This window comes from Pseudomonas sp. BBP2017 (genome assembly GCF_003024385.1).
GTDB lineage: Bacteria > Pseudomonadota > Gammaproteobacteria > Pseudomonadales > Pseudomonadaceae > Aquipseudomonas.
This window is the reverse complement of sequence record NZ_PVZN01000004.1, coordinates 257,394-278,768: the sequence shown is the minus strand read 5'-3', so window position 1 is coordinate 278,768 and position 21,375 is coordinate 257,394. Positions and strand designations below refer to the sequence as shown.

General features: G+C 61.2%; 17 protein-coding genes. 4 read left to right on the top strand and 13 right to left on the bottom strand.

Going from position 1 to position 21,375, the window contains the following annotated elements; translation table 11 throughout:
* Nucleotides 1-3 precede the first annotated feature (3 nt).
* From C6382_RS08405 to C6382_RS08380, 6 genes are all read right to left on the bottom strand, one after another.
* Nucleotides 4-1,782, bottom strand: coding sequence for an acyl-CoA dehydrogenase C-terminal domain-containing protein (locus C6382_RS08405; RefSeq protein ID WP_107024046.1), 1,779 nt, complete (start codon nt 1,780-1,782; stop codon nt 4-6).
* A complete protein-coding gene (locus C6382_RS08400; RefSeq protein ID WP_218276248.1) occupies nt 1,775-4,249 on the bottom strand; it encodes an RND family transporter in 2,475 nt (824 codons plus the stop codon). Before C6382_RS08400 ends, C6382_RS08405 begins: the two co-directional genes overlap by 8 nt.
* A gap of 30 nt (nt 4,250-4,279) precedes the next feature.
* Nucleotides 4,280-5,347, bottom strand: a complete 1,068-nt coding sequence (locus tag C6382_RS08395) for a YCF48-related protein (protein ID WP_107024045.1) — start codon at nt 5,345-5,347, stop codon at nt 4,280-4,282.
* Nucleotides 5,348-5,445: 98 nt separating this feature from the next.
* Entirely contained in the window at nt 5,446-6,804 is a 1,359-nt protein-coding gene (locus tag C6382_RS08390; protein WP_107024044.1) for a DUF1329 domain-containing protein, read from the bottom strand.
* A 41-nt stretch (nt 6,805-6,845) separates the two neighbouring features.
* Complete coding sequence (locus tag C6382_RS08385; RefSeq protein ID WP_107024043.1) at nt 6,846-8,801, bottom strand: DUF1302 domain-containing protein; 1,956 nt, start codon at nt 8,799-8,801, stop codon at nt 6,846-6,848.
* Between the two features lie 87 nt (nt 8,802-8,888).
* Nucleotides 8,889-9,455, bottom strand: coding sequence for an alpha/beta hydrolase (locus tag C6382_RS08380; protein ID WP_107024042.1), 567 nt, complete (start codon nt 9,453-9,455; stop codon nt 8,889-8,891).
* Nucleotides 9,456-9,731: 276 nt separating this feature from the next.
* On the opposite strand from C6382_RS08380, the gene C6382_RS08375 reads away from it, so the two are divergent.
* Complete coding sequence (locus C6382_RS08375) at nt 9,732-10,742, top strand: AraC family transcriptional regulator (protein ID WP_107024093.1); 1,011 nt, start codon at nt 9,732-9,734, stop codon at nt 10,740-10,742.
* 40 nt (nt 10,743-10,782) lie between these two features.
* Here C6382_RS08375 and C6382_RS08370 read toward each other — a convergent pair whose 3' ends face one another.
* From C6382_RS08370 to C6382_RS08340, 7 genes are all read right to left on the bottom strand, one after another.
* Nucleotides 10,783-11,793 (bottom strand): YeiH family protein, encoded by a 1,011-nt coding sequence (locus C6382_RS08370; protein ID WP_107024041.1) that lies wholly within the window; start codon nt 11,791-11,793, stop codon nt 10,783-10,785.
* Nucleotides 11,790-12,116 carry a Rieske 2Fe-2S domain-containing protein gene (locus tag C6382_RS08365; RefSeq protein WP_107024040.1) on the bottom strand — a complete coding sequence of 109 codons (327 nt, stop codon included), beginning with the start codon at nt 12,114-12,116 and terminating at the stop codon, nt 11,790-11,792. The genes C6382_RS08370 and C6382_RS08365 overlap by 4 nt, the downstream gene beginning before the upstream one ends.
* Entirely contained in the window at nt 12,113-12,763 is a 651-nt protein-coding gene (locus C6382_RS08360; RefSeq protein WP_107024039.1) for a DsbA family oxidoreductase, read from the bottom strand. The genes C6382_RS08365 and C6382_RS08360 overlap by 4 nt, the downstream gene beginning before the upstream one ends.
* Nucleotides 12,760-14,082, bottom strand: a complete 1,323-nt coding sequence (locus tag C6382_RS08355; protein ID WP_107024038.1) for an MFS transporter — start codon at nt 14,080-14,082, stop codon at nt 12,760-12,762. The genes C6382_RS08360 and C6382_RS08355 overlap by 4 nt, the downstream gene beginning before the upstream one ends.
* A 109-nt stretch (nt 14,083-14,191) precedes the next feature.
* Nucleotides 14,192-15,244 (bottom strand): 3-keto-5-aminohexanoate cleavage protein, encoded by a 1,053-nt coding sequence (locus C6382_RS08350; protein ID WP_107024037.1) that lies wholly within the window; start codon nt 15,242-15,244, stop codon nt 14,192-14,194.
* A gap of 58 nt (nt 15,245-15,302) precedes the next feature.
* Complete coding sequence (locus C6382_RS08345) at nt 15,303-16,151, bottom strand: TauD/TfdA family dioxygenase (protein WP_107024036.1); 849 nt, start codon at nt 16,149-16,151, stop codon at nt 15,303-15,305.
* A gap of 13 nt (nt 16,152-16,164) precedes the next feature.
* Nucleotides 16,165-17,145 (bottom strand): quinone oxidoreductase, encoded by a 981-nt coding sequence (locus tag C6382_RS08340; RefSeq protein ID WP_107024035.1) that lies wholly within the window; start codon nt 17,143-17,145, stop codon nt 16,165-16,167.
* 195 nt (nt 17,146-17,340) lie between these two features.
* Between C6382_RS08340 and C6382_RS08335 the strand changes: the two genes are divergently transcribed.
* The 3 genes from C6382_RS08335 to C6382_RS08325 all read left to right on the top strand — a co-directional run bounded on the left by C6382_RS08335 (nt 17,341) and on the right by C6382_RS08325 (nt 21,316).
* Nucleotides 17,341-18,840 (top strand): PLP-dependent aminotransferase family protein, encoded by a 1,500-nt coding sequence (locus C6382_RS08335; protein ID WP_107024034.1) that lies wholly within the window; start codon nt 17,341-17,343, stop codon nt 18,838-18,840.
* A 112-nt stretch (nt 18,841-18,952) separates the two neighbouring features.
* Nucleotides 18,953-20,014 (top strand): sugar phosphate isomerase/epimerase, encoded by a 1,062-nt coding sequence (locus tag C6382_RS08330; protein ID WP_107024033.1) that lies wholly within the window; start codon nt 18,953-18,955, stop codon nt 20,012-20,014.
* 33 nt (nt 20,015-20,047) lie between these two features.
* Entirely contained in the window at nt 20,048-21,316 is a 1,269-nt protein-coding gene (locus C6382_RS08325) for an MFS transporter (RefSeq protein WP_107024032.1), read from the top strand.
* The last annotated feature ends 59 nt before the right edge of the window (nt 21,317-21,375 follow it).

Genomic DNA, 21,375 nt, shown 5'->3' with positions numbered 1-21,375 from the left:
CCTTCACAGTTGATCGGCGTCGAGCAGAAACAGGCTGGCACTGCCGGCTTTGACAGTGGCGCTGAGCGACTGGATGCGCGGCAACAGACGTGCGAAATAGAACCGGGCAGTGCCCAGTTTGCTGGCGTAGAACCCTGATTGCTGTTCTTGCTCCAGGGCGACATCGGCCATCTGCGCCCACAGGTAGGCGTACAGCGTGTAGCCGAACACATGCAGATACTCCACCGCCGCCGCACCGATTTCCTGTGCGTTACCTTGCGCACGGTCCAGCACCCAGGCGGTCAGCTCGTCCAGGTTTGCGACAGCGCCCAGCAGCGGCGCACTGAACTCGCTACGCGAGACAGCGAGCGATTCGGCGAATGCTTTGATCTGTGCGCTGAGCAAGGCGTAAGTGCGGCCACCGTCGGCGACCAGTTTGCGGCCCACCAGGTCCATGGCCTGAATACCATTGGTGCCTTCGTAGATCTGGGTGATGCGGCAATCGCGAATCAACTGCTCCTGGCCCCATTCGCGGATATATCCGTGGCCGCCGAACACCTGCTGGCCGTGGACGGTGGTTTCCAGGCCCATGTCGGTCAGGAACGCCTTGGCCACTGGCGTCAACAACGCCACTTGTGCTTCGGCACGGCTGCGTTCGGCAGGGGCCTGGCTGTACTTGGCCAGGTCCAGTTGTAGCGCAACATAAGTGGAAAACGCCCGCCCGCCTTCGTTCAGGGCTTTCATGGTCAGCAGCATGCGCCGCACGTCTGGGTGCACGATGATCGGGTCGGCAGGCTGTTCGGTCGCCACCGGGCCCGTCACGGCGCGGCTTTGCAGGCGCTCGCGGGCATATTCGATAGCATTCTGATAAGAGCGCTCACCCAAGGCCAGGCCCTGGATGCCGACGCCCAGGCGTTCGTAGTTCATCATGGTGAACATGGCGTTCAGGCCCTTGTTCAGGTCGCCGACCAGGTAACCGACGGCGCCATCGAAGTTCATCACGCAGGTGGCCGAAGCCTTGATGCCCATCTTGTGTTCGATCGAACCGCAACCGAGCGCATTGGCTTCACCCAGCGAGCCGTCCGCCTCGACCAGCACCTTGGGCACCAGGAACAGCGAGATGCCCTTGGCGCCCTGCGGCGCATCCGGCAGCTTGGCCAGCACCAGGTGGATGATGTTGTCCGTCAGGTCCTGCTCACCACCGGTGATGAATATCTTGGTGCCGCTGATGCGGTAGCTGCCATCGGCCTGAGGCTCGGCGCGGGTGCGGATCAGACCGAGGTCGGTGCCTGCATGGGGTTCGGTCAGGCACATCGAGCCGCTCCAGCGCCCTTCGTACAGGGCCGGCAGGTACTGGGCTTTGAGCGCATCGCTGGCGTGATTGAGCAGCGACAGGCAGGCCCCGGCGGTCAGCATCGGGTACAGGCCAAAGGACAGGTTGGCGGCGTTGAGCATTTCCTCGATCTGAGCGCCAATCACTTTGGGCATGCCCATGCCACCATATTCCACCGCGCCCGCCACACCCACCCAGCCATCCTCGGCATAACGGCGATAGGCTTCGGTGAAGCCATCCGGTGTGCTTACCCGTCCTTCCTCCCAGCGGCAGCCTTGCTCGTCGCCGCTGCGGTTCAGCGGTGCCACCACCTGGGCGATGAGCTTGCCAGCCTGTTCGAGAATCGCCTTGACGGTGTCGGCATCGACTTGCGCGGCCAGTGCCGGTATCCGAGACCAGATGGCCGGAATGTCGAAGACCTCGTTGAATAAAAAATCCATATCGCGCAAAGGTGGAAGGTAATCAGACATTTTGCGAACACTCGACTTCTTGGGTGGTGTGTTTTAGCCGGTCGTCAGCGACGGTGCCGAGCACGGTAACCTGGGCCTTGTTGCCAGGCAGGAGGAAGTACGACAGGGCCGGGATCAGGATCAGCGCACCGAGCATGTTCCAAAGGAACATGAAGGTCAGCAGGATGCCCATGTCGGCCTGGAACTTGATCGGCGACCAGGCCCAGCCCACCACGCCGGCCGCCAGGGTGATACCGACCAGACCGACGACCCGGCCGGTGAAGGCCACGGCATTCTCATAGGCCTCGGACAGCGGCATGCCTTTGCGCTGGTAGTGCAGCTGGACGCTGAGCAGGTACAGCGCATAGTCCACGCCGATGCCCACGCCCAGGGCGATTACCGGCAAGGTGGCGACCTTCACGCCGATGCCCATCATCACCATCAGCGCTTCACACAGCACCGAGGTGAGTACCAGCGGCAACACCGCTACCAGAGTTGCGCGCCAGCTGCGGAAGGTAATCAGGCAGAACAGCGTGACCGCCAGGTACACCAGCAACAGCATGGTACGGTTGGCATCACGCACGACGATGTTGGTCGCCGCCTCAATACCGGCACTGCCAGCAGCCAGGAGGAACTGGCGCTCGTCACTGCTGTTGGCCTGGGCAAAGCGCTCAGCCAGCGCGACCACTTCGTCCAGAGTGTCGGCCTTGTGGTCCTTGAGGTAGGCGATCACCGGCATCAGCGAGCAGTCGTTGTTGAACAGCTCCGGCGCATTGACCGACGCCTGTTGTGCCGCGTAATTGAGCACATCCTGGTTGCGCTGGATGCTGCTGAGTTTGGGGTTGCCTTCGTAGGTGCCGGCGGTGATCTGGCGCACCGCGTTGGTCAACGACAGCGTGGTCTGGACGCCGGCGTGTTGTTGCAGCTCCCAGGCCAGGCGGTCGGCGAGCACCAGGGTCTGGTAGCGCAGGCAACCTTCTGGGGCGGTCTTGATCATCACCGCGAAGGTGTCGCTGGACAACGCGTAATGGCCGGTGATGTAGGCATTGTCGCGGTTATAACGTGAATCGGCGTGCAGCTCCGGGGCACCACTGTCGAGATCGCCGATCTTCAATTGCAGGCTGAGGGCAAAGCCCCCTGCTCCCAGGACCGCGGCTACCAGCAAGGTCGCCGTCGCCCATTTACGCGTGGTAAAACGATCGAGCAGGTCCCAGAGCTTGCCAAAGCCACGGTGTTCGGCGGCCCGTGAGTCAATGCGCAAAGCGCGCTCGGCGGCTTTGCGACCGACACCGACATAGGACAGCGCCACCGGCATCAGCAACAACGAGGTGAAGATCAACACCGCCACGCCGATACTCGCGGTGATTGCCAGGTCCTTGATCACCGGGATGTCGATCAGCATCAGCACGGCGAAACCCACCGCATCGGCGAGCAGCGCGGTGACACCGGCCACGAACAAGCGGCGGAAGGTGTAGCGTGCAGCCACCTGGCGATGGGTGCCGCGGCCAATGTCCTGCATGATGCCGTTCATTTTCTGTGCAGCGTGAGACACGCCGATAGCGAAAATCAGGAACGGCACCAGGATCGAATAAGGGTCGATGGCATAGCCCAGCCAGGCCACGATGCCCAGTTGCCAGATCACCGCCGTCAACGAACACAGCACCACCAGCAACGTACTGCGCACACAGCGGGTATAGAGGTAGATGATCAGCAGCGTGGTCAGCACCGCCAGGGCAAAGAACAGCATGACCTGGATCAGTCCGTCGATCAGGTCGCCCATCAGCTTGGCAAAGCCGATCACATGAATCTTGTAAGGGCCCTGCGCTTCGTACTGGCTGCGCAGCTGTTCAAGCTTTTGCGAAAACGCGTGATAGTCAATACCACGGCCAGTCGCCGAGTCCTGGTCCAGCAGCGGCACGATCAGCATGCTTGACTTGAAGTCGCGGGCGACCAGACTGCCGACAATATTCGCACGCTCGATGTTCTGGCGCAGCTGCTCGATGTCGGCCGCCGAACCCTGATAGCTGTCGGGCATGACCGGTCCGCCCTGAAAGCCCTCTTCAGTGACTTCGGTCCAGCGTACCGCCGGGCTCCACAGGGACTTCATCCAGGCGCGGTCGACGCCCTGGCTGAGGAACAGCTCATCGTTGATTTGCCGCAGGGTCTGCAAGTAAGCCGGGTCGAAGATATCGCCCCGGGTGTTTTCCACCACCACGCGCAGTGAGTTACCCAGGCCGCGCAACGACTGACGGTTGTCCAGGTAGTTCTGGATATAGGGGTGACTCTGCGGAATCATCTTTTCGAAGCTGGGCCGCAGCTCCAGGCGAGTTACGGCCATGAACCCTAGCACCAGGGTTGTCAGCAGCATCATCAACATGAACGGCAGTCGATGATTGAACACCAGACGTTCCAGCCAGTTGCCGGAGCGGGTGTCGAATTCACCGAGGGTGCGGATCACCGGCAAGGTGTCTTGTTGGATGTTGGCCATCAGGCTTTTCTCTTGTTATGGGGACGGCAGTTATTCGACGGCAAGCGTGCGTACACCACGTTCACCCACCAACACCAACTGCTTCGCGGCATCGAATGCCACCGCACTTATCGGTGTTCGTGCCGTTTGCCTGACCTGGGTGAAACTGACGCCGTCGTCGCGGCTGAGCAGTACATGCCCGGCTTGGCTCAGCAGCCACAGCTGCCCGGCACTGTCCAGGCTGGCCGCAGTGATGCTGTTGGCAAGGCCGGTGTTCACCGGCTGCCAGTGCTGGCCGCCATCGCTGCTGCGCAGCACATGGCCACGCAAGCCATAGACCAGGAGCACCCCCGGCTTGCCGACGGCACCAAAGAACGTACCGCTGTAAGGCGTGTTCAGGCGGGTGAAGTGCTGGCCATCGGCGTCGAGCTTGAGCAGCAAGCCCTGCTCGCCGGTGATGTACAGCGCACCGTCGACGCTGACCAGGCTAGTCAGGTGCAGGCCTTGCGGGTTGTCGCTGCGCTCCAGCCAAGGCGTCCAGTGCTGACCGCCATCACGGGTGTGCAGCAGCAGATTGAAGACACCGACAGCGAAACCGTTTTGTTCGTCAGCGAACCAGACATCCAGAAACGGTTTGTCGGCGCCTTCTTGCACCAGCCGTTCAGCTTCCGCGATCAGCACCGGCCACCGCTCATCCTCCGGTGCGGCCTGGGCCTGGGCGCGGTAGTAGGCCAGCACCTGTTCGCCCAGCACGCGTCCGTCCAGTTGTTTTTGCCAGCTCACACCGCCATCGCGGCTGTGCAGAATCACGCCGTCATTACCTACCGCCCAGCCCTGCTTGGCGCTGGGGAAATTCACGGCATTGAGGTCGGCACTGGCCGGCACGCTGGCCTGTTGCCAATGTCCGCCGTTGTCATCGGAGTACAGAATGTGCCCACGCGGGCCGACAGCCACCAGGTGCGCACCGACGCTGGTTACATCACGCAACGGGCTGACTGTTGCCAAGGCGCTGGGCATGGCCGGCAGATCCAGCACATCCATGTAAGGTGCGGCCTGTGCCGCACCTTGAAGGGCGGCCCACGTCAGCAGCAACGCGGTACAGCGCTTGAGAAAATACATACCGGGTCCTCCGGATCGCCGCTGCACGCAGCAGGCTGCTCAACAAACAATCCGGCATCCAGGGGCGATGCCGGACCGTACCTACCTTGCAAGCGGGCTCAGCGAATGCCGGCGCCAGCCAGGGACTCAGGCGACCACTGGGTCTTGGACAGCGGCTCGATGTAACGAATGCCGCCGTAAGCGCCGACCACGCCATTGAGGTTGTAGGTGCCGCCGATCAGGTCGTAGATCATGAAAGGCGTAGCGTCCGGGGTGTGTTTGTCATAGCTCTGGCTGAGGAAGGCGAACGAGCCACGATACAGCTGACCACGGGCGTCATACTGATCGGAGGCCAGAGCGATCCAGCTGTCCTCGTCGAGGTAGAAGCGGCGTTTGTGGTAGATGTGGCGGGCACCATCTTTGAGCTTGCCCTCGACAACCCACACGCGGTGCTTCTCCCAACGCACGAACTGCGGCGCCAGATGGTTGGGTGTGGTGAGCTGCTTGATGTCGGTGTTATAGGTGAGCTTGTAGGTGTTGTAGGGCACGTACATTTCCTGTTTGCCCACCAGGCTCCAGTCGTAACGGTCCAGGGCGCCGTTGAAGACGAACACGTCATCATAGGTACCCGAACCCGAGGTACCGGGGTTGGGCGTGTCGTACGCCAGGTTCGGCGCAAGCTTCACCCGGCGCTGCCCCGGCAGGTACTGCCAGGCGCTACGTGGCTGCACCAGCGGGTTGGCGGCGTCACGCAGCATCATCGCTTCACCGGCACGCCGGGCTGGCGCGGTGTACACCAGTTTCATCTGGTAGTAGGTGTCTTTGGAACCGATGGTTTTGCTCATGTCCTCATAGATCGGGTAACTGATGTTGGCCTGACCTGTGGTGGACAGGGTCGGCACGCCAGCGGAATCGACGTTCCATGAGTCGTACTTGGCCGCCATGCTCACGCCCTGGTAGCGCAGGAGGAAGTTCCACATGGCCTCGGCACCGGTCTGCGGGATCGGGAAAGGAATCCCTGGCAGCACGTTTTCAACCGCGGTTCCGCCTTCCTTGCTGTGCGCACCGACGGCATTTTTTGCGGTGTTGTCCAGCACCTGCGCAGGCAATGCCACGGTGCGATGGGTCGGGTAGACATCAACCGAGAATGTCGGAAAGCGCTTTAGCAGCTCCTGGGTGGTGGCCGTCAGCTGGCCTTTGTACTGATCAGCATTCTTGCCATTGATGACCAGCAGCGGTTTTTCGCTGGCAAACGGGTCGGGACGCATGCTCTCGCCGTTCTTGAAGCTGGCGGGTGGGGTAACCAGTCCGCCCTGATAGGCAGGAATGGAGCCGTCGGCATTGGCGGCGCTTTCTGCACCGATACGGGTCAGGCTGGCGCCGAGGCGGGCTGCCTGGTCGCTGGAGACAGCGGCCTGGGCGGAATTGATGGCTGCCAGTGACAGGCAGGTGGCCAACAGGGTGTGCACGTAGTTCATGATTATTGTTTTCCTGCGTGATGTCTGAAGGAAGACGCAACTCAAAAAGTGGTTTTGACAGTCAGGTACAGCGCGCCACGGTCCTCAGTGGTAGCGCCGCCGCCGGAGAAGGAGGCATAGCCTGCGCCGTAGCAGGTGTAATCCTGCTCGCCGTCCAGGGCGTTGGGCGTCGCGCCATCGGTCTGGCCGTTGTTGCACGACTGCGACTTGCCGAAGCTGTCGACGTACTTGAGGTCGACGAAATACTGGTTGTAAACCGCGGCGCTGAAGCCCACCGCGTAGTTGCCGGTATCCTCGGCGCCGCCGCCCTGCACCGGTGAAATGCCATCGAGACCGACGTTGACCGACAGCGGCATGCTCAGGTCGACACCAGGCATGACCTGGTACCAGGTCGGGGTGAAGTTGACGGCAATGCCCCAGTTGTCACGGGTTGGTTTATCGATCCCGCGGTAGCTGCTCTTGCCCTTGTACAACGCCTCGTTGTGACCATCGAGCTTGAGCAAGTTGCTGTAGAACAGCTCGCCCAACAGGGTCGCACTGTCGAACAGTGGCGTATCGGCGATGGTCATCAGGCCGTTGAGCGTCCAGTGCAAGGTCTGGCCGGTGGCACTCAGGCCGTCGCCGTCACTGGGTACGTCATAGACCACGCCACTGCTGGGCAGGCGCGCAGGCAACAGGCCAAAGCCACCACCCAAGCCGCCCTGGCCCGGCGCGCTGACGATGGCCGGAATGCTCGCCAGCGGCATGTTGTGGCGGATATTCAGATCGCTGCCGACACTGATTCCGGCCACGTCTTTGGACAGACTCAGGCCATAGACATCGATGTTATCGGCGTAGGCAAACTGGTAAGTGGCGCTCTGTAGCGAGTTGTAGAGGTTGCCGACTGCTCCCTGGAGACCGGCTGGCGGATTACCGAACGGGCCACGGGACACTGTCAGGCCACGGGTATCGAGCCAGGCTTGCGGGAGGATTTCCGAAGTTTTGCGGTAGTAGAAGCCCAAGGTACCGCCCAGCCATTCGGGCGACCACTTGGCCATCACGCCCCAGTCACCACGCTTCTCCGGGTTCAGGTCCTCACCGCGGCGGATGCTGGTCAGCGCACCGCGCACCGGGATCAGCCCGGGCGTGCCGGTGTGACCCAAGAGGAAACTCTGGGCGCCCTCACCCACCACATCGGAGCCGCCATAGTAGGTGCCCGCTTCCGGCAGCCGGGCGGCATCCCAGTCGAAGAAGTACTGCGCGCCGATAGTCAGTTCCGGGTTCAGCAAAAACGAGGTGGACAGCTGATTGCGGGGTACGAACAGCTCCTTGGCCTCAGTACCAGGTGACGCCGCCAGCTTGGCCAGGTCGAGGCCGGACTGACCATAACTGAGCGAGTGCACTGGATTGAGCAGGGTCTCGCCCCAGAACAGGTTGTGCTGGCCCAGCTTGCCGCTCAGTTGCGAGCTCTCGCCAACTTCAGTGCTCATGAACACGAATGCATCGAGCACTTCGCCAGACGGGCCGCTGTAATAGCGTTGGGCATAGTTGCTCAGGTGCGGGCTGCCCAACGGCGTGCCGGTGCCCGGCAAACCGTTGAGGCTCGGAACGATGCCGGAACTGTCGCCATTGCCGTTGACGAACGGGTTGGAATTGGAACCGGTGTTGTCGTAAGCCTTGTCATACCAGCTGGCGGCGCTGACGCGAAAGCCCATGTTGCCCTGGTAGATCACGTCCAGCTCGGTCAGCAAGTCGACGCGGTTGGTGATGTTGGTACCGGCCTTGCGAAAGTTGTAATCGCCGTCGTTGTTGTTCGGCGTTGCCAGCATGCGTTTGTCGGCGCTTTCGGTGCGTACGCCGTAATTGTACTTGACGGTGTTGTCCAGGCGCACGGCCCAGTCTTCGTTACCGGTATCGACTTCGAACGCCTGAGCGCCAGGCAAAGCGAGCAAACTGATGGCACAGACCAGCAGACGGCGCTGCGACGGCACAGCGCAATGAGTGCGGTGTTTTGGCATTACGATGACTCCACGTATTGTTATTTTTGTTATCGCCGCCCGACTTGTGCGGGCGTTGGTCAAGCGTCCATGCATTACTGCAGGGTTTTAACGGTCGAGGATCTGAATGAGGGTTTCGGCCTGAGGCCAAGGACCGAATCCGGCAGCCGGGTTCAAGTGACCGACCGCGCCAAGCAATTCCAGCTTGCTGCCCCAGCCTTCGGCCATGGCGGTAACCGCCTCGAGGCTGGCCAGGTGATCGTTGCTGCTGGCGGCAACAATGCTGGGGAACGGCAATGCTGTGATCGGCAGCGGCGCCCAGCCGTTGGCGCGCAGGGTGTCCGGGCTAGGGTAGGCCGCAGGCCATTGCGCGCTCAGGTCCGGTGGTGCCGCGAGCAACGCGCCTTTGATCGGCCGGTTATAACGTGCGGCCCAATGGGCGACCATCAATACACCGGCACTGTGCGCCACCAGCACGACGTCACCGTCGATCTGTTCCAGCTCGCGCTGGATCGCTTCGACCCGGGCGTTGCAGTCCAGGCCGTTGACCTGCAAGGGTGGTACAGCGCGGACGTTGGCCAGGCGCGCCTGGAGCAGGGTCTGCCAATGCTCGGCGACATGGTCGCGCAGGCCGGGGACGATCAGGACGGTAGCGGCGGTATGCAATCTTTCCACGTCAGCACCTATGCTCAAGACAGTCAGCTCGGCAAGTCAGTCGAGCGCTTCGAGAGTCACAGTAATCACCCCTCCCCCTGGGTGCTTTACATTGAACGTCAGTGACTTCACATTTGATGACACGGATACGGGCAGCGGTCCGCTACGCTTGAACAGTCGACAGTCTGCCCAGGTTAAGGGGCAGGAAACGGCTTTTCATTTGATGACACACAGGCTATAAAAAGCGACCCGCCGCAGAAGCGGGACGCCTAATGAGAATGCGTGGAAAACAATAAAATGACCGCCCTCGTCCGTGCTGCAAGCTTGACCAATTACCTCGAAGTGTCGCGCCACGTGGGGCTCAATCCACATGCCTTGCTGGCTCAGGTCGGCCTGAGTGCCGCGCTGCTGGATGATCCGAACCAACGCCTTGCGGTCTCAAGCGTGATTACCCTGCTGGAAGAGTCGGCGCGGGTCAGTGGCTGTGAAACCTTCGGCTTGCGTATGGCCGAATTGCGTCAGTTGTCGGACTTTGGCGAGATCAGCTTGCTGCTCAGTCATCAGCGCACGCTGCGTGATGCCTTGCAGGTGATTGTGCAGTACCGGCATTTGCTCAACGATGCGCTGGCAATTCATATCGAAGACGCGGGCAAAACGGTGATCATTCGTGAAGAAGTGGTCAGTGACCTGGCGCGCGGCAGTCGTCAGGCGACAGAGCTTGCCATTGGTGTCATGCGGCGCCTGTGTGCGGCGGTATTGGGTGCTCACTGGCATCCAATCAGTGCCAATTTCACCCATAGTGCTCCCGCTGACCCTGCCATTCACCGGCGGATTTTCGGTTGCAAGCTGGTATTTGGCAGTGAGTTCAATGGCATTGTCTGTCCGGCTGCCGATCTGGATGCGGCTAATCCATTGGCCAATGAGGCCATGGCGCGGCTGGCTCAGCGTTATCTGGATACGCTGCAGGCTGAAGGCAAGTTGTCGCTGGAGCTGGAGATGCGCAAGACCATTTATTTGTTGTTGCCTATGGGCCGGGCCACCATTGAGCAAGTGGCGCAGACCCAGGGGATGAATGTGCGTACCTTGCAGCGGCGGCTGGAGGAATGTGGGGTGACCTTTAGTGATTTGATCAATGGCGTGCGGCGGGATCTGGTGATTCGCTATCTGGAGAATCCCAGTTATTCGTTGGGGCGTATTGCGGATATGTTGGGGTATTCGATGCCCAGTTCGTTTACTCGCTGGTTTATTGCGCAGTTTGGGATGCCACCGGCTACCTGGCGGGTGCAGCATGGTATACATCCGCGCTAAGGAGCAGGAGCCAGCCGGCAAGGCCGGCTCCTACCCACAGCTACAGTCCCCAGTGCATCAACGCCAACACCAGCAGCACCAGAAACACCGTCTCCCCCACCATCAACGCAATGGGCTTGAACCCAACCTTGGCCAGCTCCTTGAGCTGCGTCTTCATCCCCAGCGCACTGATCGCCACCACCAGACACCAGCGCGACAAATCATTAACCCCGCCCTGGACAACAGCAGGCACCCATCCCGTACTATTGAGACAGGCCAGCAACACAAACCCCACCGCAAACCAGGGCAATAGCGGTGGTCGCTGCCCGGAGGCATCATCCCCCGCCCGCCGGGTAATCATCGCCGCGCAGACGATCACCGGCAGCAACATCGCCACCCGCATCAGCTTGACCACCGTAGCAATGTCCCCCGTCTCGGTGGACATGCTATACCCCGCCCCCACCACCTGCGCCACATCATGAATAGTGGCCCCCAGGAATACCCCGGCTTGCGGCGGTGACAGCTGCAACCCATCAGCAATCATCGGATAAAGGATCATCGCCAGGGTCGACAGCGCTGACACCCCGATCACCGTGAACAGCGTCGCATGCTCCTTTTGCCGGTGCGCAGGCAACGCCGCAGCCAGCGCCAACGCCGCCGACGCCCCACAGATCGCCGTCGCGCCGCCCGTCAGCATGCCGAACAGCCGATTGAAGCCCATCGCCTTGGCAACCACCATCGACACACCAATGGTCACCACCACAATAATGACCACCAGCGCCACCGGCTTCCAGCCAAGGCTGGCAATCTGCTCCAGGGTAATACGCATGCCCAGCAGCGCCACACCGATACGCAGCACCGTGCGCGCGGTGAATTCAATCCCGGCCTTGCAGTTGCCATCAGCAGAGAGAAAGTTCAACGCCATGCCCAGCAACAGGGCAAACAACATCACCGGCGCATCGTAATGCTCACTGAGAAAACTCGCCGCACCCGCCGCAATCAGGCTCACGACAAATCCTGGCGCTAGCGCTCGCACCCGATTGTTAACGGCGGCAATTGCCATCGCGCTCATTGGCCGGACTCCTCGCAATCAATCAGGATAAACAGCTGCTCGCCCTGACGTTCGACTGGGTAGCTGACTACCTTGAGCTGGGTCGAATTGAGCAGATAACCACTGACCAGGTCGAAGCGCAGGCCATGCGCGCAACACTGGATCACCCGCCCATCCAAGCGCCCGCCGCACAGCGATGCACCCTGATGCGGGCAGCTGTCATCGATGGCGTAGAACTGATCGGCAACGTTGAACAGGGCCAGGCTCTTGTTCTCGAACGCCAGCAGTACGCGACCGCCGCGTTCCGGCACCTTGGCCTGTGGCACTGGGTAGCGATAACTCATACCAGCGCCGCCTCTGCCAGCGTCTCACGCATACTCGCCAGGAGCACCTCAGCCGGTTGGGCACCGACCACCTGCAACTGGTTGATGCGAAAGCACGGCACACCGCTGGCGCCAGTGTCGTTGCCAGCGATGAACGGGCTGGCATCACCGCGCAAACAGTCGGCGACCTGTGCTGGACTAAAGCCACATGACTGAGCAATTTGCATCAGGGTGACTGGGTCACCCAGGTCCTTGCCTTGCTGGAAGTAGGCCGCAAACAACCGCGTCAACAAGGCTTCGGCCTGCTCCGGTTTACCCAGCGCGACAGCGCGCTGCAGCAACCGGTGGGCATCAGCGGTGTTGGGCATACGGCTAATGCGGGAAAAATCGATACTCGCCCCGGCGTCCGCCGCTGCAGCACGGACCTGGGCCTGACGCTGGCGTACGGCTTCATCACTGCCCAGGCGCTTGCGGTAGAACGCCTCGAACGGTTGGCCAGTCCTGGCCATGTCTGGCAGCAGTTGCACACCGCGCCAGCACAGGCTGACGTCAACGTCGGGCTGCTCAGCACGCAGCTGCTCAAGGGCCGCCTGCAAATGTCGCTGGCCAATCAGGCACCACGGGCAGATAAAGTCGAAAAAGACATCAATGGACAACACGGGTTTCACAGTTTTACCTCCTGAATCTGCTCGGCGTCAGGCGCGGGTTGCTGCAGGCCCTCCAGGCGGGCCATGTCGCTGTGGTAATGACGCTTGGCAATAAAGAACACGGCGGCCGCGCCAATGCTGATCAACGGCACCAACTGGAACGCCGCATGCAGGCCGATCAGATCAGACACTCGGCCAGTAATCAGCGGCCCCGTCGCCAGGCCCAGCAGGTTGTTGGCCAGGGTCAGGGTCGCAAAGGCGGTGCCGTGCACCGAATAGTGGGTAAGGTTGGCGACCATGGCGCTGGACGGGCCATTGGTGCCAGCGGCAATCATCATCCCCAGGCAGATCAGCACCAGCTGCACCGTGCCCGAAGGCAGTGCAAAGGCCAGTGACAACAGCAGGCAGCTGCCCAGGCAATAAGCAATCGCCAGGCTGATTTTGCGGTCCGGGCGCTGGCGCCCCAGGCGGTCACAGAGCATGGCGCAGAGAATCATGCCAATGCCGCTGCACAGCACGATGATGGCCGCAACAACGCCGGCCTTGTCGGTCCCCATGTCGTAGTAACGGTTGAGATAGCTGGGCATCCACACAATCACCGTGCCCCCCACAAACAACTGCAGGCCGCTGGCAACATAGGCGGCAATGACCGAGCGACTGCCATACAAGGTATGCAGCGGTCGGGCAATTTTACACGGGGTGATGTGGGCGCGTTTGGGGGCGATTCTCGCTTCCTTGACGATCAACGGGTACAGCAAGGCCAGCATCAGGCCGAAAAACGCCATGCCGGCAAATGCCCAGCGCCAGCCCAGATACTGGGCCATTACCCCGCCCAGGGCCATGCCCAGCACCGAGCCGAACATGCCGCCGGCCATGAAGGCACCGGCCAAGGTTGCGCGCATGTCGCGTGGAAACACCGCGACCACCACAGCGATGCCGACGCTGCCATAGGCGGCTTCACCGACGCCCACCAGAAAACGGGCGATAAACATCTGCTGGTAGTTTTCCGCCAGGGCACAACCGAGGGTGGCCAGGCTCCAGAGCACGGCCATCAGCACCAGGCTTTTAACCCGGCCAAAGCGGTCGGCCAGCAATGACAGCGGGAAGGTCAGCAGCCCGACCATCAGCGCAACGATGCCGCTGAGCAGGCCGAGCTGGCTGTCGCTCAGCGCCCATTCGCTCTTGAGCAGGGGGAATACCGCATTGAGCACCTGGCGCGACATGTAGTCGGAAATCAGCAGGCCAAAGGTCAAAGCGAAGACAATCCAGGCATAACGCCGTGGAATGCCACGTGAAGTGTCGGCACCATCATCTGCGGCGCTGGCGATATAGGCGGCCATGCTGCCTCCTCTGTTGTCTGGCGTAAGTCTTGTTGTTATCAAAAGCCTGACGAACAGCGCTGTGGGCTGGGGTGGGTCGGCACTGCCGTCACAGGCCGACCCCATCCGCTCAGCCGCGCTGTGGTACACCCTTGTGGCCCGGCAGGCGGTTAGGCGCCATCCCGTTGGCTTTGAGTGTTTCTTCGATGCTGCTGTACTGCTGGCCGATGCGGTAGATGGCACGGGCTTGTTTACCGTTGGCAATCTCACGGCCCAGTTCATGGGCAACCCGCACGGTCTGCTGGATCTGCTGCACCGAGGTGAAGCGCTTGCCGTGGTGGTCGATGATGGTGTCTTCATTGCCGCAGCGTGGATGCAGGCCCATGGCCAGGGCCATGGTGTTGAACGGCAGCACATTTTTGAGCAGCGATTCTGCGGTCAAGGTGCAGCCATCCGGCGCGCGGTGAATGAAGTTGAAGAAGTTGAACGGATTAGGGCCGTCGAAACCGCCACCGATGCCGATCCAGGTCAGGTTCAGCGGGCCCATGTAATCGCCGCGGCGCACGATGCGCTCAAGGGTTTCCAGGGCATGCATGCCGGTCAGCTGGAAGTGCGGCTGGATATTGCTCGCCTGCAGGCGGCGCAGGTGTTCGCGGACCCAGGCAGGCCCGGCCGGTACGGTCATTTCACTGTAGGCGGCCTGAATCGCCGGGTTGGCCAGGGAGGTGCCTTCCAGGTATTCGGGATACAGCAGCTCCATGATGTTCATTTGCGTGGTGTTGATCGCCACGGTGACCTGGTCAGGCTTGGGCGTGAGCTCAGCGAGCATGTGCCGGGTATCGTCAGACAGCCATTTGGCCGCTTCGCCATCGCTTTCCGGGGCGAAGGAAATCGAGCCGCCTACCTGGATAATCATGTCCGGCACAGCTTCGCGCACGCCGGCGATCAGTTCGTTGAACTTGGACAGGCGTTTGGAGCCTTTGCCATCGAGTTCACGCACATGCAGGTGGAGCACGGTGGCGCCCGCTTCATAGCAGTCAACAGCCTTCTGCACCTGTTCGTCCATGGTCAGCGGAATGTCTTCGGGAAAGTCCTCAGGCATCCATTCCGGGCCATAAGGGGCGACGGTGATTACCACCTTTTCCATGTTTTCCGGGTGCAACGAATCGTCGAAGAATTGCATGCTGTCGTCCTCGGTCTTGTTATTGTCTTATGTCCGCTGTGCGGCGGATGGCTAATGCCTAGTAGGTTCGGTCGCCCTTGATCCCTGCGCGCTCCATCTTGCGATGGCAGGCCGGGTAGTCCATGACCGCATAGTGTTGGGTGCTGCGGTTGTCCCAGATGGCGATGCTGTTGGGCTTCCAGCGCCAGCGCACCTGGTATTCGGGCAGGTATGCCTGGCTGATCAGATAGCGCAGCAGATCGCCTGCACCGGGGTTGGCGTCCTGGCCGAAACGTACCCGCTGCGGGGTGTGGTAGTTGGTGAAATGGGTGGTAAAGGCATTGACGAACAACACCTGCTCCCCGGTTTCCGGGTGGGTGCGCACCACCGGGTGTTCGGCATCGGGGTACTGGGCTTTGAGCGCCAGGCGTTTTTCTATCGGCATCGCCGCGCCAAAGCTGGCTTCGATGCTATGCCGGGCGCGCAGGCCTTCGATCTTGTGCTTCACCTCATCCGACAGGTTCTGGTAGGCCAGCACCATGTTCGCCCACATGGTGTCGCCGCCTATCGGCGGGCACTCCACACAGCGCAGCACGCACCCCATGGGCGGTGCTTCGCGCCAGGTGGCATCGGTGTGCCAGGCGTTCTCGTAGCGGTCGGCAGGTTGCTCCGGGCGCTTGTAGATCTGCACCAGACCCGGGTGCTCCGGGTCGCTGCCTGCTACCGGGTGGTCCTCCAGCTCGCCGAATCGCCGGGCAAAGGCCACATGCTCGGCGCGGCTGATGTTCTGGTCGCGCAAAAACAGCACCCGGTGCTTGAGCAATTGCGCACGGAGCTGGTCGAACAGATCGTCATCGTGCACTGCATCCGCCAGGCTAACCCCGGACACCTCAGCGCCGATGGCGCAGGTCAATTGTTCGATGTGCATGCTACAGCCCTCTTCAGATGACGAAGATCGACGAACCCGTGGTTTTGCGTGCTTCCAGGTCACGGTGCGCCTGGACAGCATCCTGCAGGGCGTAGTGCTGGTTGATTTCAATCTTGATGCGGCCGCTGCTGACATGATCGAACAGCTCACCGGCAAGGTCGGCCTTCTCCGCCGGGTCGGCGATATAGTCGGCCAGCGCCGGACGGGTCAGGTGCAGCGAGCCCTTGATCGCCAGGATCTGCGGATCGAACGGCGCGATGGTGCCGGACGCAGTGCCGACGCAGACCATCAGGCCACGGCGCTTGAGCGAGTCCAGCGAGGCCATGAAGGTGCTTTTGCCGACGCTGTCGAACACCACATTGACGCCCACGCCATCAGTCAGCTCGCGTACGCGCCTGGCCACATCTTCATGGCTGTAGTTGATGGTGTGGGTGCAGCCATGGGCCTTGGCCACTTCTGCCTTGGCCTCGGTGGAGACGGTGCCGATCACGTTTACGCCGAGCAGTCGCGCCCACTGCGAAACGATCAGGCCTACACCACCGGCGGCAGCGTGCAGCAAGATAGTGTCACCGGCCTTGAAGTCATACAGGCGGCGCATCAGGTAGGCCGAGGTCAGGCCGCGCATGGTCATCGCCGCTGCGGTTTCAAAGGCGATGGTTTCCGGCAGCTTGATCAGCGCCGCAGCGCCGATCAGACGGTCGGTGCAATAAGCGCCCAGGGTGTTGAGAAAGCCGGTGTAGGTCACGCGATCGCCGACCGCCACGTTGGTCACGCCCTCGCCTACCGCTTGCACCACCCCGGCCGCTTCCACGCCCATGCCGTTGGGCATCGGAACTGGATAAGTACCATTACGGAAATAGGTGTCAGCGTAGTTCAGGCCAACCGCAACCTGGCGCAGACGGACTTGCCCCGGGCCGGGCTCGCCGACCTCGGCGTCTTCATAGCGCAATACCTCGGGACCACCGGTTTCATAGAAGCGTACGACTTTGGCCATGCATGTCACTCCAATCATCCATTCGGACGCGTTGCGTCTGTTCTTGTTGATTGGACTCTAAGCGCTATGCGGTGAGGGTGCTTTTCATCGGACGACAAGGTGTTTTCATTTGATGACACAGCGCGCGGTGCTGGCCGCCCGCCGGGGTTTCTCGTACGATTAACAGGCCTTTTTCACCTTGCCAACGAGCATCCCATGAAGTCCCCCTCCGGTTTGCTGCTGTCAGGTATTGAGCTGGATCGCGACAGTGCCACCCCGCTTTATCGCCAACTCTACCTGCAGATCCGCAAACAGATCCTCACCGGACGCCTGCAGGGTGGCATACGCCTGCCATCGACGCGCACCTTGAGCCAGGAGCTGAACCTCTCGCGTATTACCCTGCTCAATGCCTTCGATCAACTGATCGCCGAAGGCTTTCTGGTGTCGCGTACCGGTGCCGGGACCTATGTCGGTGACGAATGGGAGCGCTCGGGCCAGGGAGCCACGCAACAACCCCCTGCAGCGCCGCGGCTGTCCGACCTCAGCCAGTCGATGCTGTCGTTGCGCAGTCATCATTTTCGCGGTGTGTCCTACTCGCACTGCAGCCCCGACACGCCAACCTCCTTTCTGCCCAGCCACGGCGCATTCGAAGCCTTTCCCCAGCATATCTGGAAGCGCCTGATCAGCCGTCATGTGCAAAAACCGAGCAAGGCGATGCTCGGCTATGGCGAGTTGCAGGGCCTGGAGGATCTGCGTCAGGCCATTGCCGACTATGTGTTCGATGCCCGCGGTATCGACTGCAGCGCCGGGCAGGTGGTGATCGTCTCCGGCGCTCAACAAGCCTTCAACCTGCTGGCCATGCTGCTGCTCAACCCAGACGACCCGGTATGGATGGAAGATCCCGGCCATATCGCCGCACGAATCGCCTTCCAGGCCCACGGCTGCCAGGTAGTGCCGGTACGTATCGACGACCAGGGCATCGATGTGCAGCAAGGCATCGCCGACAGCCCCAACGCCCGCCTGGTGTTCACGACCCCCTCGCGCCAGCACCCGCTGGGCGTCACCCTCAGCCACGCTCGCCGTCTGGAGCTGATCGAATGGGCCGCCGCCAACCAGCGTTGGGTGATTGAAGACGATTGCGACAGTGAGCTGCGCTACAGCGGGCGGCAATTGCCGGCACTGTATGCCATGGACCAGAGCGATCGGGTGATCTACGTCGGCACCTTCAGCAAAGTGCTGTTCCCGTCGCTGCGCCTGGGCTATGTGATTCTGCCACAGGCCTTGGTCGAGCCGTTCTGCACCATCCGCGCCGTGATGGACCGCAGTCCCCCCACCCTGTTGCAGGCTGTCACCGCTGATTTCATGGCAGAAGGTCACTTCATCGGTCATATCCGGCGCATGCGTGCGCTTTATCAGGCTCGCCAGCTGTGTCTGCTGGAAGTACTTGAACGCAGGCTCGGGCACTTCTTCACAATCGCTGCGGTAGAAGCCGGCATGCACCTGATCGCCTGGCTGCCACAACACCTGGACGACCAGGAAATCGCCCGCCAACTGGCCCAACACGGCGTCCACACCTACGCCTTGAGTGACTACTGCCTGCAGCGCTACCTGCCCCCTGCCCTGCTGATCGGCTTTGCCGGCACCGCACAGGAATTGGCTGAGGCCAAGGTCGAAGCCCTGGTGCAGGCACTCGAGGCCATGGGACAGCCTGTGTAGCCGTCGGCCAGTGGCCTTATCATTTGCTTCGTAATGGATCTATCGAGCGTTCCTCAGCGGCGCGATAAAGAGCGTGCCGGTAGAACCGGTGCCCGCACCAGGAACGACTCGAATGAATGCTATCCAAGAACGCTTCACCCGGTTGCTCGATAACAAGACCAAAGGCGCCGCAGCGCCGGTGCTATTGACCCGCGACCTGGCCCTGCGCCTGATCGAGCGAATTGATCAGGTTCGTTTGTTTGCCCATGCCTATCCGTTACTGACCAACCTCACCCACGGGCGCCTGACGCCCTTCGACCTGCTCGACTTTGCCTACCGCCATGAGCTCAAGGGCTTGAGCCTGCACATGCTCGACGGCGAGCACAACAGCCTCTCGCAGATGAACGCCGAGCAATTGCGCGCCTTCGCTGACAAAGCCCGGCAGCTCGAACTTGAAGTACATCTGGAGATCAGCAGCACGCTAAAACCGGACGTTGATGCGGTGATCGCCGTGGCCAATGCCATCGGCACCCGCAACATCCGCGTGTACTCGCGCTACGAAGGCACGCTGTCGCAGGTCATGGACACCATCGCCGGCGACCTGCACTACCTCGGCCAACAAGCTGACATCCACAACCTGTACTTCGACTTTGAGCAACATGAAGAGCTCAAGAGTGCTGAAATCGCCCAGTTACTCAAGCAGGCCAATCATCCGCGCCTGCATGCACTGTTCGACTTCGGCAACATGATCAATGCCTGTGAACAACCGTTAGAGGCGCTGGCCAAGCTCGCGCCACACATTCGCCAGGTGCACCTCAAAGGCGTGCGTGTGGTCCCCGAAGCACAGGGCTTTGGCCATTACGGTGTGCTCCAGGGCAGCGCCGAAGACGACCTGCCCAGCCCGCGCATGGTGTACGAGCTGTTGATGCTCGGCGAGCAGCGTCCGCAGGTCATCGCCTTCATCCTTGAACAGGAAAACCACTACATCGCCCCGGCGTTCCGTCAATCGAACGAGCCTGCCGACCCCTTTATCGCCTACCGCGAAATGAGCGATACAGCGCTGCCCGCAGGCTTCACCCTTGAACAGATGCTGGCCGGCGAACAGCGCTGGGCGAACAACCAGGTCAGCTATGTCAAAGGCCTGCTCGCCGAACTGCGCACCCTGGCCGAACTGAGCCTGGCCACACGCGCCTGACACCGCGCCCCCCACTACGCCTGGAGAATAACAATGACTGCACACGACAAGGCCAAATGGTTCAAATTCCTGATACTGATCCTCGGTGGCGGCACCATCTACAAGCTGGCCAACCTCAAGGACGCATTCTACGTACCGATGCAGACGTTCATGGGCTTGTCTCATACCGAGATTGGCCTGCTGCTCAGCGCCAACGCGATCATCGCCACTGGCCTGTTCGTGGTCGGTGGCCTGCTTGCCGACCGCTTCGACACCCGTAAACTGATCCCTGTCGGCCTGCTCGGCACCGGCGCGCTGGGCCTGTATCTGGCGACGTTCCCGCCGTTCAGCAGCTTGATGATCGTCTTTTGCCTGCTGGCGGTGTGTGCCGACTGCATCTACTGGCCGGCGCTGCTCAAGGCCATTCGTGGGTTGGGCAATGACAAGGAACAAGGGCGCCTGTTCGGCTTGCTTGAAGGCGGTCGAGGGGTGATCGACACCCTGGTAGCGTTCTCGGCGCTCGGCGTATTCATTGTCATGGGCGCCGCCGAAGCGGGCCTGAAAGCTGCCATCGTGTTCTACTCGGTGATCGACATCGCCGCAGGCGTGCTGACCTGGTTCCTGCTCAAGGGCACCCAGAGCGCACCGACCATCGCAGCGAAGAAAAACCCGCTGTCCAACCTGATGGAAGCGATCAAGGTGCCGGCGATCTGGCTGGTCAGCTGCAACGTGTTCATGGTCTACATCGTTTACTGCGGCCTGACCTACTTCATCCCCTACCTCAAGGAAGTCTATGGTTTGCCGGTTGCCCTGGTTGGCGCCTACGGCATCATCAACCAGTACATGCTGAAGATTCTTGGCGGTCCAGCCGGTGGTTTCCTTGCCGACAAACAGTTCAAAAGCCCCAGCCGCTACTTGAAATGGGCATTTCTGGCGCTATTGCCGATGATGGTGATCATCCTCATGGTGCCCAAGAGCCCCGGTTACATTTATGCGGGCATGGCGGCGACGCTGTCCTTCGCCTTTATTGTGTTCTCGATGCGCGGCGTGTTCTGGGCGCCTATGGGCGAAGTGGGCATCGCGCCACACATTACTGGCTCAGCCTTCGGTATTGGCTGCCTGATCGGCTATGCACCGGGCATGTTTGCGTATGTGGGTTACGGCGCCATTCTTGATCACTTCCCAGGGCAGCAGGGTTACAACTATGTGTTCATGGCGATGATGGGGCTGGCGGTGGTTGGCTTTGTGGTTGCCAGCTTGATGCACCGGTTGGTGCGCAGTAATGCTCAGGTTGCCGGGGTGGGAGCGCAAACAGCGGTGTAAAAAATCGCGGGGCAAGCCCGCTCCCACAGTGACCGGTGGGAGCGGGCTTGCCCCGCGAT